The organism is Caballeronia pedi (assembly GCF_001544915.2).
GTDB classification, from domain to species: Bacteria; Pseudomonadota; Gammaproteobacteria; order Burkholderiales; family Burkholderiaceae; genus Caballeronia; species Caballeronia pedi.
This window is the reverse complement of sequence record NZ_FCOE02000011.1, coordinates 102895-118789: the sequence shown is the minus strand read 5'-3', so window position 1 is coordinate 118789 and position 15895 is coordinate 102895. Positions and strand designations below refer to the sequence as shown.

11 protein-coding genes and 2 tRNA genes are annotated in these 15895 nt (G+C 63.2%); 11 read left to right on the top strand and 2 right to left on the bottom strand.

Translation table 11 applies throughout. The features are described from left to right. The first annotated feature begins 82 nt into the window (after positions 1 to 82). The 3 genes from AWB80_RS18685 to AWB80_RS18675 all read left to right on the top strand — a co-directional run bounded on the left by AWB80_RS18685 (position 83) and on the right by AWB80_RS18675 (position 4460). Complete coding sequence (locus AWB80_RS18685; RefSeq protein WP_061176147.1) at positions 83 to 493, top strand: DUF2946 domain-containing protein; 411 nt, start codon at positions 83 to 85, stop codon at positions 491 to 493. 101 nt (positions 494 to 594) lie between these two features. Continuing rightward, entirely contained in the window at positions 595 to 2979 is a 2385-nt protein-coding gene (locus tag AWB80_RS18680; RefSeq protein ID WP_061176236.1) for a TonB-dependent receptor, read from the top strand. A 41-nt stretch (positions 2980 to 3020) separates the two neighbouring features. Further along, positions 3021 to 4460 carry a PepSY-associated TM helix domain-containing protein gene (locus tag AWB80_RS18675; RefSeq protein WP_061176146.1) on the top strand — a complete coding sequence of 480 codons (1440 nt, stop codon included), beginning with the start codon at positions 3021 to 3023 and terminating at the stop codon, positions 4458 to 4460. Positions 4461 to 4484: 24 nt separating this feature from the next. On the opposite strand, the gene AWB80_RS18670 is transcribed toward AWB80_RS18675, so the two are convergent. Continuing rightward, entirely contained in the window at positions 4485 to 5633 is a 1149-nt protein-coding gene (locus AWB80_RS18670; RefSeq protein ID WP_061176145.1) for a glycerate kinase family protein, read from the bottom strand. A 525-nt stretch (positions 5634 to 6158) separates the two neighbouring features. On the opposite strand from AWB80_RS18670, the gene tig reads away from it, so the two are divergent. From tig to AWB80_RS18625, 8 genes are all read left to right on the top strand, one after another. After that, positions 6159 to 7505: a trigger factor gene (gene tig, locus AWB80_RS18660; protein ID WP_061176143.1), complete on the top strand. Its 1347-nt coding sequence runs from the start codon at positions 6159 to 6161 to the stop codon at positions 7503 to 7505. Positions 7506 to 7644: 139 nt separating this feature from the next. Then, positions 7645 to 8298, top strand: a complete 654-nt coding sequence (gene clpP / locus AWB80_RS18655; protein WP_061176142.1) for an ATP-dependent Clp endopeptidase proteolytic subunit ClpP — start codon at positions 7645 to 7647, stop codon at positions 8296 to 8298. A gap of 174 nt (positions 8299 to 8472) precedes the next feature. Beyond that, positions 8473 to 9744: an ATP-dependent Clp protease ATP-binding subunit ClpX gene (gene clpX / locus AWB80_RS18650; RefSeq protein WP_061176141.1), complete on the top strand. Its 1272-nt coding sequence runs from the start codon at positions 8473 to 8475 to the stop codon at positions 9742 to 9744. A 186-nt stretch (positions 9745 to 9930) separates the two neighbouring features. Beyond that, a complete protein-coding gene (gene lon / locus AWB80_RS18645; protein ID WP_061176140.1) occupies positions 9931 to 12354 on the top strand; it encodes an endopeptidase La in 2424 nt (807 codons plus the stop codon). A gap of 219 nt (positions 12355 to 12573) precedes the next feature. After that, positions 12574 to 12900, top strand: a complete 327-nt coding sequence (locus tag AWB80_RS18640) for an HU family DNA-binding protein (protein WP_225936243.1) — start codon at positions 12574 to 12576, stop codon at positions 12898 to 12900. A 75-nt stretch (positions 12901 to 12975) separates the two neighbouring features. After that, positions 12976 to 13051: transfer RNA gene (locus AWB80_RS18635), tRNA-Val, on the top strand. A gap of 26 nt (positions 13052 to 13077) precedes the next feature. Then, a tRNA-Asp gene (locus AWB80_RS18630) sits at positions 13078 to 13154 on the top strand. A gap of 294 nt (positions 13155 to 13448) precedes the next feature. Then, positions 13449 to 15371, top strand: a complete 1923-nt coding sequence (locus tag AWB80_RS18625; protein WP_061176138.1) for a SurA N-terminal domain-containing protein — start codon at positions 13449 to 13451, stop codon at positions 15369 to 15371. Between the two features lie 104 nt (positions 15372 to 15475). Here the strand turns inward: AWB80_RS18625 and AWB80_RS18620 are convergent, their stop codons facing one another. After that, complete coding sequence (locus AWB80_RS18620) at positions 15476 to 15817, bottom strand: hypothetical protein (RefSeq protein WP_061176137.1); 342 nt, start codon at positions 15815 to 15817, stop codon at positions 15476 to 15478. Positions 15818 to 15895 lie beyond the last annotated feature (78 nt).

Here is a 15895-nt window from a genome sequence, read left to right as displayed (position 1 = left end):
ATACGCACTGCAAGATTGCGGCTTGCCGAACGCCTGCCTACAATCTCGTTCAATCTTCCGCACGGCCACGCAAACTTCCCTCATGAACCGCAACGCGCGCAATCGCTTCGTCGCATGGCTCGGCATCGCCGCCATGTGGCTCGCCATTGTCGCGCCGGTCATCAGTCAGACGCTCGCGGCGCGCAATGCGGCGAGCGATACGGAAGCCATTCTGTGCGCCGTCGACGCACCGGAAGCGCAGGCGCACGAAGGGCATCACGCGGTCGCGCAGGAGGACGCCGGGCACGGTGGTCACCACGACGCCGCGAGCCATTTCGACGCCTGTTCGTATTGCGGACTGCTCGCGCACAATCTGCCGATCGCCACGGGCGCCGCGAATAACGCCGTGCGCGTCGAGCGCGTCACGCGCGTTTCGAGCTTCGTGGTCATCGACACTGTCTCGTCGAAATCCTTCAACGCCGCGAGTCCGCGCGCGCCACCCGTCCTGTCCTGAAACCGTCCTTCGTCCGATCGCCTCGACGTACATCGCGCACATGAGCGCGATGTACGCGACGTATGCGCGCGATCGCTCGTCAGCCTTTTCAGGAATTCTCGATGTTCACGCTCACCACGCGAGCGCGACGGCGTTCGCGCCGCCGTGCCGCGGCGCACGCACGCGCCTGGCTGCCGCTATCGCTGATGGCGCACGCGGCCTTGTCCGCGGCCGCTTCTCCCGCACCGGATACACCGGTCCCGACCGCGCAGGCCGATAGCGCCGCGCCCTCCAGTTCGAACGACGCCACGCTGGCGCCGGTCGTCGTCACGGCCCAAGCCGGATCGCGGGCATCGCCGCTCGATCCCAATCTGCCCGCGAGCGTCAACACCGTCACCGCCGACCAGTTTCAGTACTGGAACGTGACGACGCCCGAAGACGTGCTCAAGTACGCGCCGAACATGGCCGTGCGCAAACGCTTCATCGGCGATCCCAATGCGACCATCGCCGTGCGCGGCACGAGCAACTCGCAGACGGCGCGCGGCCTCGTCTATGCCGATGGCCTCCTGCTCAGCAACTTCCTCGGCAACACCTGGACGTTCGCGCCGCGCTGGTCGATGGTCTTCGCCGACGACATCGAGCGCACCGATGTCATCTACGGCCCGTACTCGGCGCTGTATCCCGGCAATTCGATCGGCGCTACCATCGCGATCACGACGCGAATGCCGACCCAGTTCGAAGCCGACGCGAAAGTGCAGGGCTTCACGCAGCACTTCGATCTCTTCGGCGTGAACCGCAACTTCAACGGCACCAACACGACGGCGACGGTCGGCGACCGCATCGGCAAGCTGTCGTTCCTGATCGGCGTCGATCATCTGGAGAACACGGGGCAGCCGCTGCAGTTCGCGACGCTCGCGCAATCGAAAACGCCCGCCACGGCCGCCGACACGCCGGTCACGGGCGCGACCTTCTACAACGACCAGTTCAACGCGCGCACCGCGGTGCTCGGCACGTCGAGCGAAGGCATCACGCGCACGTTTCAGGATCAGGTGCGCGTGAAGCTCGCCTACGATCTCACGAACACGCTGCAGGCGGGCTTCACGCTCGGCTACTGGCATCAGAAGTACAACAGCGACACGCAGACCTTTCTGCGCGATGCCGCCGGCAACCCGGTGTACAGCGGCCGCGTGAACATCGGCGGTTTCGAGTACGTCATTCCGGCCGCGACGTTCGCGCCGAGCATGGGGTCGAGCGAGAACTTCCTCTATGGGGTGTCCTTGCGCACGCACAACGACACGGGCTGGAACGCCGAGGCGATCGCATCGTACTTCGACATCACGCAGAGCATCGCGCGCACGGCGAGTTCCGGCGTGCCCGGCGACGGCCCCGGCACGCTAACCGACGGCAGCGGTTCGGGCTGGAAGTCGCTCGATCTGCGCACGAGCTGGACGCCGACCGCGCGCTCGGGCCTCGCCGCGCACGCGTTGTCGTTCGGCTATCACTACGACAACTATTTTCTCGACAACGTCACCTCGAACACGAGTGCGTGGCGCGATGGCGCGGGCGTGTCGTTCGCCAATTCGTTCGGCGGACGCACGCGCACGCAGGCGCTCTACGCGCAGGACGCGTGGCGCTTTCTGCCGCGCTGGGCGTTCACCTACGGCGTGCGTTATGAGAACTGGAACGCGTATGACGGCACGCGCGCGGTCGGCTCGACCGCGCTCGGGTATCAGGACGCGAGCCAGAGCCATTGGTCGCCGAAAGCGTCGCTGTCGTTCGATGTGACGCAGGACCTGACATTGCGCGCTTCGGTCGGGCGCGCGTACCGGTTTCCGACCGTCGGCGAGCTGTTTCAAGGGCAGATCAACGGCATCTCGATCGTCAACAACAATCCGAACCTGAAGCCCGAAGACGACTTGTCCAAGGAACTGACGGCCGAATGGGTGCGCGGCAACGGGCTGTATCGCTTCACGCTCTTTCAGGACGACGTCAAGAACACGATCTTCAGCCAGATCAACACGACCGTCATTCCGAACGTCACGAACTTCCAGAATATCGACAAGGTGCGTTCGCGCGGCGTCGAGTTCGCTTACGAAGGACAGGACGTGCTGCTGCGCGGGCTCGATCTCATCGCAAACGCCGCGTACACGCAGTCGAAGATTCTCGCGAACAGCGGCAATCCGGCATCGGTGGGCAAGTACTTCTATCGCATTCCGCTGTGGCGCGCGAACGTGGCGGCGACGTATCACACGCCCGGGAATACGGCGACGACGCTCGCGGTACGTTACTCGGGGCGGCAATACAACACGCTCACGAACACCGACGTCAATCCGAACACCTACGGCGGCACGAGCACGTACGCAGTCGTCGACGCGAAGTTCACCTGGAAGCCGACGAAGCGCACGGAACTGGGCGTCGGCGTCGACAACCTGTTCGACAAGCGCTACTACGTATTCCATCCGTATGCGGGGCGCACGTTCTATCTCGAAGGACGCATCGGCATCTGATGTCCTTCAACCGAAAACGCACCTATTCAACGAGAATCGTCATGCTTGCACCCAACTTGAACGCGGCAGAGGCAACGTCGAACGCGCAGGTCATCGCGCATCGCCGCACGCTCTGGCGCTGGCATTTCTACGCGGGCCTCTTCGTGATGCCGCTGCTCATCGTGCTCGCGATCACCGGCACGATCTACTGCTTCCAGCCGCAGATCGAACCGCTGCTGTATCGCGACAGGATGGTCGTCACCGATACCCATGGCCCGCAGCTTTCACGCGAGGTGCTGCTCGCGAAGGCCGCGGCGAACGAGCCGCGCGGCGCCGTGCCGACGCTCGCGCAGATCGAAGCCGATCGCACGCGCAGCGCCGAGTTCGTTTTTCGTCTGCCGTCGGGCGAGAGCGAAAGCGTATATGTGAATCCCTACGATGGCGCCGTGCTCGGCACGCTTTCGGTCGAACATCGGCTGATGAAGCAGGTGCGCAATCTGCATCGCGGGCTGATGCTCGGCAAGACCGGCGAGCTCGTGATGGAGCTGGCGGGCTGCTGGACGCTCGTGATGATCGGCACGGGCATCGCGCTGTGGTGGCCCAGCCGGTCGAATGCCCGACAGGGCGGTGTGTGGCTGCCGCGTCTGTCGCTGCAGGGCCGCGCGTGGTGGCGCGATCTGCATGCGGTCGGCGGCGTGTGGCTCGCCATCGGCGCGTTGTTCTTCGTGCTGTCGGGATTGCCGTGGTCGGGATCGTGGGGCAAGCAGTTCAAGGCGCTCGCGACATCAGCATCGCTCGGTTATCCGAAGGGCGCGTGGGGCGAGGCGCACGTGCATTCGACCGCGCCCGGCGCAGCGGGAAAGCCAGGCGATGAACACGCGATGCACGGTATGCAGATGAAGATGGACGATCTGCCGTTGCAGCAGACGCCGTGGGCCGTCGGTGCGACGAACCTGCCGGACAGCGCGCATGCGCCGGCGCCGGCCGCGCGCGTCTCGATCGACGACGTAGTCGCGCTCGCCGCGAAAAACGGCGTCACCGACGACTACGGCATCGCGCTGCCGGCCAAACCGTCCGGCGTCTACACGGTGTCGTATTTTCCCGCCGATCCGCGTGACGAGCGCACGCTGCATATCGATCAATACAGCGGCCGCGTGCTGTCCGATATCGACTACGCGAGCTATGGAGGCGTCGCGCAGTGGATTTCGTATGGCACGTCGCTGCATATGGGGCGCTACTTCGGGCTCGCGAACCAGATCGTCTGCTCGGCGATCTCGCTCGGGCTCGCCGCGCTCGCGGTGACGGGCTTCATCATGTGGATGAAGCGCCGGCCCACGCGCGAACTCGGCGCGCCGGCACGGCCGGTCAAGCGTGCGCCCATGCGCGCATGGCGCGGCGGCCTGACCGTGCTCGGCATGATCTTCCCGCTGATGGGCGCGACGATGCTCGCCGTCTGGTGCCTGGACCGGCTTGCGTTCGGCTTGAGGCGCGCGGTGGCCTGAGGCGCCCGCGCGCGTCGTCCGGACTCAGACCGAACCGAACCTCAGCCGCGTGAGCTGCTCGGCTTCGTTGGCGAGCAGGCGCGCGGCGTCCCGGATCGCCGTGTCGAGTGTGATCGGGCCCGGCGCGGGCGAGAAGCAGCCGCTGAAGAATTCGGAAAGGCGCGGCAGCGCGGCCGAATCGACGGCGCCCGACAGCAGCGTCGCTGGCACGCCCTGGTCGCGCGCGTGCTTGCAAGCGATGAACGGCGCCTTGCCGTGCAGCGTCTGCACGTCGGAGCGGCCTTCGCCGGTGATCAGCCAGTTCGCGCCTTCGAGCGCGGCATCCAGCCCGATTTCGCGCGCGACCACTTCGGCGCCCGTCTCGAAGCGCGCGCCGAGCATATGCAGCGCGAAGCCGAGCCCGCCCGCCGCGCCCGCGCCGGGTTCGTTGCGCTTCGCGACGCCCATCGCGGGTTCGAGCAGATCGGCGAAATGGGCGAGGGCGGCGTCGATCGTCGCGACCTGTTCCGGCGTCACGCCTTTCTGCGGACCGAAGATCGCGGTCGCGCCGTGATCGCCGTTGAGCGGATTGTCGACGTCCGACATGCCGACGAACTGCGCATCCTTCACGCGCGGATCGAGCCCCGACGCGTCGATGCGCGCGATCTGCGCGAGCGCCGACGGCACCGGCGCCAGTTCCTTGCCGGCCGCATCGAAGAGCTTCAGACCGAGGCCGACGAGCAGGCCCGCGCCGCCGTCGTTCGTGCTGCTGCCGCCGAGCGCGACGTAGAACGTGCGCGCGCCGGAATCGAGCAGCGCGCGAATGGCTTCGCCCATGCCGAGCGTGCTGCGTTCGGTGACGGGCACCGCCATCCCGTCCGGGTCCGTGATGCCGACGACTTCCGCCGTCTCGACGATCGCGCCGCCGTCGGCGAGCAGACCCGTGGCGGCATCGCGGCGCGCGGCGGCCGCGCCGCGCACGTTCAGCATGCGGCGCTCGCCGCCCGCCGAGAGCATCGCGTCGAGCGTGCCTTCGCCGCCGTCGGCCATCGGGCGGATGCGGATGTCGGCGTCCGGCCGCGCGCGCCTGATGCCTTCCGCGATGGCGTTCGCGACCCCTTCCGCGGACAGCGAGCCCTTGAAAGAGTCGGGAGCGATGACAACTACAGGAGCAGCAGACGTGGCGTTAGGCATGGTGTCTCGAATGTTCTGGTGTTGAAGGAGCGATCGGAAGCGCAGCGAGGCCCGATTCATGCACTTGTTGCATGCTTCTCATGCCTTGCGGCAATGGATTGCGCGCCGCGCGGCTTCGTCGCGTGAATCATGCGCCGGCAAGCTTATCAGCGCGGCGCGCGACGCAAAATAGCGGCGCGCCGATAGCGGGAATTGTGCGCGCGCGAGCGCGTCGGGAAAACGCGGATTTACGCCAGAATCCGTCCCAAAAACGGGCGCTTTTTCGGCCAAATTCAGCAGAAACGGCAGGTTCGCGGCTCCGTTGTCCGGCCCCTCGCCATTTGTTTGCTAAAATGCTTGGCTCTGTTGACTGACACCGTGTCGGGCGACGACCCGGCACCGCCGCGAGGCGCGCATTGCGTGCGCTTCGGGCGCCTGGCGTCGCTTTCGGCCGGCTCACGCAGAGTCCGCACCCGGACCCGCGCCTTTAGAACCGCGGAAGAACCGAACACCGAATTTACGATTTACTCTAGGACGATTTCAGCCATGGCTAACGTAGTTGAGAACCTCGGCAAGCTCGAACGCCGCGTGACCATTTCCCTGCCGAAGGACACCGTGCAGAAGGAAGTGGATTCGCGCATCCGCCAGTTGGCCAAGAACGTGCGCATGCCGGGTTTCCGCCCGGGCAAGGTGCCGCTCAAGATGGTGACGCAGCAGTATGCCGGTCAGGTCGAGGCCGAAGTGCTGAGCGACAAGGTCGGTAAGGAATTCTTCGACGTCACGCGCGCCGAGAACCTGCGCGTCGCGGGCCAGCCGAGCTTCGCGCCGAAGTCGGAAGACGCCACCGACGCCTACGCGTTCGACGCGACCTTCGAGGTCTATCCCGAAGTGAATCTCGGCGACGTGGCCACCGCTGAAATCGAACGCACGGTCACGACCATCTCCGAAGCCGAAGTCGACCGCACGCTGGACATCCTGCGCAAGCAGCGCGTGCACTTCCACGCACGCGGCGAAGCCGGCGAGCACGGCGACGGCGGCCCGAGCACGGCAGCAGCCGACGGCGACCGCGTGACGCTCGACTTCGTCGGCAAGATCGACGACGTCGCGTTCGAAGGCGGCAGCGCGCAGGACTTCGCGTTCGTGCTGGGCGAAGGCCGCATGCTGCCCGAGTTCGAACAGGCCGCAACGGGCCTGAAGGCAGGCGAATCGCGCGAATTCGACCTCAAGTTCCCCGAGGACTATCACGGCAAGGACGTGGCGGGCAAGACGGCGCAATTCACGATCACGCTCAAGAAGATCGAATGGCCGCATCTGCCGGAAATCAACGCGGACTTCGCGAAGTCGCTCGGCATCGAAGACGGCGATCTCACGAAGATGCGCACCGAGATCAAGGACAACCTGGAGCGTGAAGCCAAGCGCCGCACGCAGCAGATCGTGAAGAATCAGGTCATGGACGCGCTGCTCAAGATTTCCGAGCTGGACGTGCCGAAGGCGCTGATCGAGCAGGATCAGCAGCGCCTCGTCGAAATGGCCCGCCAGGACCTGCAGCAGCGCGGCGTGCCGAACGCCGCCGACGCACCGATCCCGGCTGAAATGTTCGCCGAGCAGGCCGAACGCCGCGTGAAGCTGGGCCTCGTGCTGGCGGAACTCGTGAAGGCCAACGAACTGCAGGCGAAGCCCGAGCAGATCCGCGCTGAAGTGGACGAATTCGCCAAGAGCTACGAAGACCCGAAGGAAGTCGTCCGCTGGTATTATTCGAACCAGCAGCGCCTCGCCGAGATGGAAGCGTACGTCGTGGAAAGCAACGTCGTCGATTTCGTCCTGGGCAAGGCCAAAGTGACCGACAAGGAAGTCAGCTTCGAGGAACTGGCCAGCGCAACGGCGCAAGCCTGACGCGATAGGCAGGGGGCGTGCGGAGTCGTCGGACTGACGGCCCGCACGCCTTTTTTGCATTAAAGTTTGGGCGTTTGCATGCCGTTCTACTGGATGTTCCTTTGTCGTTCAGTATCCCTATTCCGAACAAGGAAATTGCATGACCTTTCGCGCTGAATTGCTCGATACGTTGGCGTCCCACGCAACGCGGGACTTCGAAGCCCAGGCGCTCGGCCTCGTTCCGATGGTGGTGGAGACGAGCGGCCGCGGCGAGCGAGCCTATGACATTTACTCGCGCCTCCTGAAGGAGCGCGTGGTGTTTCTCGTCGGCGAGGTGAACGATCAGTCGGCGAACCTCGTCGTCGCGCAGCTGCTGTTCCTCGAAAGCGAGAACCCGGACAAGGACATCAGCCTGTACATCAACAGCCCGGGCGGCTCGGTCTCGGCCGGCATGGCGATCTACGACACCATGCAGTTCGTGAAGCCGGACGTGTCGACGCTGTGCATGGGACTTGCCGCGAGCATGGGCGCGTTCCTGTTGGCGGCGGGCGCGAAGGGCAAGCGCGTCGCGCTGCCGAACGCGCGCGTGATGATCCACCAGCCGCTCGGTGGCGCACGCGGTCAGGCATCGGACATCGAAATCCAGGCGCGGGAAATCCTGTACCTGAAGGAACGTCTGAATCAGTTGCTGTCGCATCACACGGGTCAGCCGGTCGAGCGCATCGCGCGCGACACGGATCGCGACAACTTCATGTCGGGTGACGACGCGCAAGCTTACGGCCTCGTCGACCAGGTGCTTCACAAGCGTCCCTGACGGCGTCCGGAGCGGCGCCGCGCCGGCGCCCGGAGACGGTGCCGGCCCAGTAGCGAAGTCGCGCATGCGGCGCAACGCCAGAACGCGCTTCGTTCGCTATCGCAAGGTGCGAATCTGCGAGGGCGAATCGAAGGGCGTATCATGTAACAAGAGTGTCCGGAGGCTTACACATTTATGGCGGACAAAAAAGGTTCCAGTAGCGAAAAGCTGCTGTATTGCTCGTTCTGCGGCAAAAGCCAGCATGAGGTGAAAAAACTCATCGCTGGGCCGTCGGTGTTCATCTGCGATGAATGTATCGACCTGTGCAACGAGATCATTCGCGACGAGGCGGCTGGCGCGGCGGATGAGGCCGGGCTGACCAAGTCAGACCTGCCGAGCCCGCAGGAAATCAGCGATATCCTCAATCAGTACGTGATCGGCCAGGAACGCGCGAAGAAAATTCTCGCGGTGGCCGTGTACAACCACTACAAGCGTCTCAAGCATCTCGACAAGAAAGACGAAATCGAGCTGTCGAAGAGCAACATCCTCTTGATCGGACCGACCGGTTCGGGCAAGACGCTGCTCGCGCAGACGCTTGCGCGCATGCTGAACGTGCCGTTCGTGATCGCGGACGCAACGACGCTGACCGAAGCCGGTTACGTCGGCGAGGACGTCGAGAACATCATTCAAAAGTTGCTGCAGAACTGCAACTACGAAGTCGACAAGGCGCAGCGCGGAATCGTTTACATCGACGAAATCGACAAGATCAGCCGCAAGTCCGACAACCCGTCCATCACGCGCGACGTGTCGGGCGAGGGCGTGCAGCAGGCGCTGCTCAAGCTGATCGAAGGCACGATGGCGTCGGTGCCGCCGCAAGGCGGACGCAAGCACCCGAATCAGGATTTCATCCAGGTCGATACGACCAACATCCTGTTCGTGTGCGGCGGCGCGTTCGACGGCCTGGAAAAGGTCATCACCGATCGCACGGAGAAGACTGGTATCGGTTTCGGCGCGAGCGTGAAGAGCAAGCAGGATCGCGACGCGGGCGAAGTGCTGCGTGACGTCGAGCCGGAAGATCTGATCAAGTTCGGCCTGATTCCCGAGCTGATCGGCCGTCTGCCCGTCGTGGCGACGCTCGGCAAGCTCGACGAAGCCGCGCTCGTGAAGATTCTGATCGAGCCGAAAAACGCGCTCGTGAAGCAGTATCACAAGCTCTTCGCGATGGAACGCGTAGAACTGGAGATCCGTCCGGCGGCGCTGCAGGCCATCGCGCAGAAGGCGATTCGCCGCAAGACCGGCGCGCGCGGCCTGCGTTCGATTCTGGAACAGGCGTTGCTCGACGTGATGTACGAACTGCCGACCATGAAGGGCGTTTCGAAGGTGATCGTCGACGACAACACGATCGACGGCGACGGCAAACCGCTGCTCATCTACGAAGACGCACCCAAGGTAGCTGGATCGAACTGAAGCAGGCTGTGTGTCGGCGAAAGGCCGTTCATGGCGACGTGAACGGCCTTTTATTTTTTTCGGTTTATCTTGTGGACGTTACTGACGCGATCTTTGACTACCGACTTTTCCCTTCCGATAAAGGCTTGCAATAGCTCTGAACGGCCTTACTTACGACTGAACTGATTCCATTAATGGGGAAATGAAATGTCAGGAACCCAACTCCTCCCGCAGGAACGCATTACGCTGCCGCTGCTCCCGCTGCGCGACGTAGTCGTTTTCCCGCATATGGTGATTCCGCTCTTCGTCGGGCGGCCCAAGTCGATCAAGGCCCTCGAAGCCGCGATGGAAGGCGGCAAGCACATCATGCTCGTCGCCCAGAAGACGGCGGCGAAAGATGAACCGACCGAAAAGGACATGTACGAAGTGGGATGTGTCGCCAACATCCTGCAAATGCTGAAGCTGCCTGACGGCACGGTGAAGGTGCTCGTCGAAGGCCTGCAACGCGCCAAAACGCTCTCGATCGAAGAGCAGGAAACGCAGTTCTCGAGCGACGTGATGCCGCTCGAGCCGGATCACGCCGACAGCGCTGAAACCGAAGCGCTGCGCCGCGCGATCGTTTCGCAATTCGATCAGTACGTGAAGCTCAACAAGAAGATTCCGCCGGAGATCCTGACCTCGCTGTCGGGTATCGACGAAGCGGGTCGTCTTGCCGACACCATCGCCGCGCATCTGCCGCTCAAGCTCGATCAGAAGCAGCACATCCTCGAGATGTTCCCTGTGATCGAGCGGCTGGAGCATTTGCTCGCCCAGCTCGAAGCCGAGATCGACATTCTTCAGGTCGAGAAGCGCATCCGTGGCCGCGTGAAGCGCCAGATGGAAAAGAGCCAGCGCGAGTATTACCTGAACGAACAGGTCAAGGCCATCCAGAAGGAACTGGGCGAAGGCGAAGAGGGTGCGGATCTCGAGGAACTCGAGAAGCGCATCACCGCCGCGCGTATGCCGAAGGAAGCCAAGAAGAAGGCCGATGCCGAGCTCAAGAAGCTGAAGCTCATGTCGCCGATGTCCGCGGAAGCGACCGTCGTGCGCAATTACATCGACACGCTGATCGGCCTGCCGTGGCGCAAGAAGAGCAAGGTCAACAACGACCTCACGAACGCCGAGCGCGTGCTCGACGAAGACCACTTCGGTCTCGAGAAAGTGAAGGAACGCATTCTCGAGTATCTCGCGGTTCAGCAACGCGTCGAGAAGGTGAAGGCGCCGATTCTGTGCCTCGTCGGGCCTCCGGGCGTCGGCAAGACCTCGCTCGGGCAGTCGATCGCCCGCGCGACGAATCGCAAGTTCGTACGCATGGCGCTGGGCGGCGTGCATGACGAGTCGGAGATTCGCGGTCACCGTCGTACGTATATCGGCTCGATGCCCGGCAAGATTCTGCAGAGCCTGTCCAAGGTCGGCGTGCGCAATCCGCTCTTCCTGCTCGACGAAGTCGACAAGATGGGCATGGATTTCCGCGGCGATCCGGCTTCCGCGCTGCTCGAAGTGCTCGATCCGGAACAGAACCACACGTTCGCGGACCACTACATCGAAGTGGACTTCGACCTGTCGGACGTGATGTTCGTCGCGACGTCGAACTCGCTGAACATTCCGCCGCCGCTGCTCGACCGGATGGAAGTCATCCGCCTGTCGGGTTACACGGAAGACGAGAAGGTCAGCATCGCGACGCGTTACCTGTTGCCGAAGCAGAAGCGCAACAACGGCCTGAAGGACGGCGAGATCGACGTCACGGAGCAAGCCATCCGCGACATCATTCGCTACTACACGCGTGAAGCGGGCGTGCGTTCGCTCGAGCGTGAAATATCGAAGATCTGCCGCAAGGTCGTGAAGATGCTGCTGTTGAAGAAGGCCGAAGGCGCGGTGAAGGTCGACGGTTCGAACCTCGACACCTTCCTCGGCGTGCGCAAGTACGACTTCGGTCTGGCCGCGAAGGAAAACCAGATCGGTCAGGTGACGGGCCTCGCGTGGACGGAAGTCGGCGGCGATCTGCTGACGATCGAAGCGGCGGTGATGCCCGGCAAGGGCGGCGTGATCCGCACGGGTTCGCTCGGCGACGTGATGAAGGAATCCGTCGAAGCGGCGCGCTCGGTGGTGCGTTCGCGCTCGCGGCGTTTGGGCATCACAGATGAATCCTTCGAGAAGAAGGACATTCACATCCACGTGCCGGAAGGCGCGACGCCGAAGGACGGTCCGTCCGCCGGTATCGCGATGACCACGGCGCTGGTGTCGGTGCTGACGGGCATTCCGGTTCGCGCGGATGTCGCGATGACGGGCGAAATCACGCTGCGCGGCGAAGTGCTGCCGATCGGCGGGTTGAAGGAGAAGCTGCTTGCGGCGCATCGCGGCGGCATCAAGCTCGTGCTGATCCCCGAGGAAAACACGAAGGATCTGGCCGACATTCCCGACAACGTGAAGAACGCCATCGAGATCGTGCCGGTTCGCTGGATCGATCGCGTGCTGGAATTGGCGCTCGAACGCACGCCGGAATCCTTGCCTGAAGAAGAGGCGAAGGCGACGCCGGTGGCGGCCGAGCAGCAGAAGGACGCGCCCGCATCGGGTGAGTTCGTGAAGCACTGACGCGCGCATCGGGCAGCACGGCTTTATCGCCGTGTTGCGTGATCGACGCTAAAACCCGCGGGCTCACGCTCGCGGGTTTTTCTTTTTGCGCGCGGCTTTTCGAAGAGGTCTTCTAAAGCACCGCAAACCCTCGCCGAATAAGGCTCAACCCCCGTTGACACGGTTCTTTCGGCTAAGTTAAATGAGCGCCGCATCCAAACTTATCGAGATGCCATTCGCATCGATGCGGGACCAGATCGATTACAACGTGCCAATACTGATTCGGGGATCACAATGAACAAGACGGAACTGATCGACCATATCGCGCAGCATGCCGATATCTCCAAGGCCGCTGCCGGCCGCGCGCTCGAAGCGGTGATCGGCGGCGTGCGCGCGACGCTGAAGAAGGGCGGCACGGTGACGCTGGTCGGCTTCGGCACGTTTGCCGTTGGCAAGCGCACCGCGCGCACGGGCCGCAATCCGCGCACCGGCGATGCGATCAAGATCAAGGCCGCGAAGGTCCCGAAATTTCGCCCTGGCAAAGCGCTGAAGGATGCGCTAAACTAGCGGACTCGCTGGATACGGGCTTCGCAAAACGAAGTTTTGAATTCAGCGCTGCGCAAACCGGATGAATTGCGAACCGGGTGCTTAGCTCAGTTGGTAGAGCGGCGCCCTTACAAGGCGTAGGTCGGGAGTTCGAGCCTCTCAGCACCCACCAGGTTTCAATTCATTGCGCGCTACCCAGGAGCGGTAGTTCAGTTGGTTAGAATACCGGCCTGTCACGCCGGGGGTCGCGGGTTCGAGTCCCGTCCGCTCCGCCAGAATCGAACATGAAAGTCCCGCAGGCTGCGAAGCGTGCGGGACTTTTTGTTTTTCGCCGCGCGCTTGTCGCGTTTGCCTCTCCATCAAGAGTGCTAATCATCACAGCGCGACGATTACGCAATTTGACCCAATCGCGGGTTAAATGCCTGATAGATAAAACAATTCGCATCGATTCGAGGGTTCGACTCCGCATCTGTCGTCTGCCGGAAAGTCCATTCGCCCACCACCTTTCGCCTTTTCCTCTGCCACTGTTGTAATATCGAGCGTTTTGTTCTGACTACGCAGCGCTACGCATGCTCGACTTCTTCCGTAATCACCAGCGCCTGATGATGGCTCTGCTGATCCTGATCATCGTGCCCGGTCTGGGCATGGTCGGGATCCAGGGATTCAGCAACTATTTCGACGAAAGTTCTTACGTCGCCAGCGTAAACGGCCACAAGATCACGCGCGCCGAATTCGACAGCGCTTTCCGCCAGCAAGTGGATCGCGCCCGCTCGATGCTCGGTTCGCAGTTCGACGCCAAGATGTTCGATTCGCCCGAAACGCGCGCCGCGATGGTCGACAGCCTCGTGCAGCAGCGCGCCATGGCCGACGAAACGCAACGCCTGCATCTGACCGCGTCGGATGACGCCGTGCGTCGCGCGCTGCTTTCCGATCCGGTGATCTCGTCGCTGAAGAATCCCGACGGCACGATCGACCTCGAACGCTACAAGCAACTGCTCGCCATGCAGGGCATGACGCCCGCGCAATACGACGAACGCATGCGCTATCAAATCGCGACCGACCAGATTCCGGGCAGCATCCAGGCGACGTCGTTCACGTCGAAAGCGCTCGCGCAGAGCCTGACTGAACTCGCCGAGCAGAAGCGCTCGGTGCAGGGTCTGTCCTTGCGCGCGGCTGACTACACCGCGAAAATCCAGCCGACGGACGCGCAGCTCACGGCCTACTACGAAGCGCATCGCAACGACTTTGCGACGCCGGAGACCGCCACGATCCAGTACCTCGTGCTGTCGCCGTCGTCGATCGCTGCAGCGTCGAAGGCGACCGACGCCGATCTCAAGAAGTATTACGACGACAACATCCAGCGCTATCGCACGGAAGCCCAAGTGCGCGCGAGCCACATTCTCGTGAACGCACCGAAGGACGCGAGCGCGGCCGACAAGGCGAAGGCAAAACAGAAGGCCGAAGAACTGCTGGCGCAGGTCAAGGCGCATCCGGACCAGTTCGCGCAAGTCGCGCAGAAAAATTCGGACGATCCGGGCTCGGCGAGCAAGGGCGGCGATCTCGGCTACTTCGCGCGCGGTCAGATCGCCGGCGGCAAGGCTTTCGACGACGCCGCCTTCGGTCTCAAGAAGGGCGAAGTGAGCAATATCGTCGAGTCGGACTTCGGCTATCACATCATCCAGGCGACCGACGTGAAGCCTGGCGCGACGAAACCATTCGATGAAGTGAAGGATGCGATCGCGAAGGACTACGCGGCTCAGCAAGGCACGAAGGGCTTCGCTGACAACGCGCAAGGCTTCACCGATCTCGTCTATGAGAAGGCGAAGACGCTGCAACCCGCGGCCGACAAATACAAGCTGACGATCCAGACCGCGACAGTCGGCCCGAAGCCGAACCCTCAGTTGCCGCAGGACAGTCCGCTCAACAATCCGAAGTTCCTCGCAGCCGTCTTCGCGCCGGACTCGGTGAAGGACCGCAACAACACGCAGGCGATGGATGTCGGCAACAGTACGCTGATCGCCGCGCGTGTGACCGACTACAAAGCGTCGACCGTTCCCCCGTTCGACGTGGTGAAGGAGGACGTGCGCAAGAAGGTCATTGCGGAAATGGCCGCCGCCATGGCGAGGAAGGAAGGCGAGGCGAAGCTCGCGGACCTGCAGAAGTCGAAGTCCACCGAAGGCTTCACATCGCCGATCACGGTATCGCGTAACGACGCGCAGGGCTTGCCGCCCGCCGCGCTGAGCGCGATCTTCAAGGCGGATGCGTCGAAGCTGCCGGCTTATGTCGGTGTGGACCTCGGTGCGAGCGGTTACGCGATCTACCGTGTGAACGGCATCGAGAAAGCGGCGCCGGTCGCAGCCGACCGTCTCACGGGCGCGCAACAGCAGGTGGCGCAGGTGTATGCGCAGGCCGAAATGGAAGCGTATCTCAACTCGTTGAAGGCGCGCTCGAAGGTCAAGCTGAGCCAGGCTCCGCCGCCGTCATCGAACTGATCGGCTCCGCGATCATGGAAAAAGCCCCGCATCTGAAAGGATGCGGGGCTTTTGTTTGGGCTATGCCGCCATGAACGCGCGGCAAGCGCACAACCGAGCGCTGCTTACAGGCAAGCCTGAATGTCGCCGGTTGCCTGACTGCCGGCCGCACCCGAGGCGCGGAAACCGACCCACGAACCCGGACCGGACCACGCCGGGTGAATGATGGCCGCTGCGCCGTTCGGCGGCTGCTGGCCGGGAACGTACACGTCGACGGCCTTGTCGTTCGCGAGCGTATCCTGCGAAACGACCTGCTGCTGCGACTTGTCGGCCCACTTCTGGGCGACGCATTGCGCAATGACCTTCGGCTCTTTCTGGCTCGTGCCGACTTGCTGCACGCCGGCGGGCGGTTGCGCGGCGCACGCCGAGATCGCAACGGTCAGGGCGAGAAGAGGGGCAAGTTTCACGTGACCTCCTTGTAGAGTCGCTCATATGACGAGCGGGGTTATAAGAGTGACGCGAAAGTCTCAGATGACTGAATCGTG

What these genes read in the sequence shown, in the direction of transcription:
- AWB80_RS18685 (WP_061176147.1), top strand. Translation starts at nt 83, where the DNA reads ATGAACCGCAACGCGCGCAATCGCTTCGTCGCATGGCTCGGCATCGCC.
- AWB80_RS18680 (WP_061176236.1), top strand. Translation starts at nt 595, where the DNA reads ATGTTCACGCTCACCACGCGAGCGCGACGGCGTTCGCGCCGCCGTGCC.
- AWB80_RS18675 (WP_061176146.1), top strand. Translation starts at nt 3,021, where the DNA reads ATGCTTGCACCCAACTTGAACGCGGCAGAGGCAACGTCGAACGCGCAG.
- AWB80_RS18670 (WP_061176145.1), bottom strand. Translation starts at nt 5,633, where the DNA reads ATGCCTAACGCCACGTCTGCTGCTCCTGTAGTTGTCATCGCTCCCGAC.
- tig (WP_061176143.1), top strand. Translation starts at nt 6,159, where the DNA reads ATGGCTAACGTAGTTGAGAACCTCGGCAAGCTCGAACGCCGCGTGACC.
- clpP (WP_061176142.1), top strand. Translation starts at nt 7,645, where the DNA reads ATGACCTTTCGCGCTGAATTGCTCGATACGTTGGCGTCCCACGCAACG.
- clpX (WP_061176141.1), top strand. Translation starts at nt 8,473, where the DNA reads ATGGCGGACAAAAAAGGTTCCAGTAGCGAAAAGCTGCTGTATTGCTCG.
- lon (WP_061176140.1), top strand. Translation starts at nt 9,931, where the DNA reads ATGTCAGGAACCCAACTCCTCCCGCAGGAACGCATTACGCTGCCGCTG.
- AWB80_RS18625 (WP_061176138.1), top strand. Translation starts at nt 13,449, where the DNA reads ATGCTCGACTTCTTCCGTAATCACCAGCGCCTGATGATGGCTCTGCTG.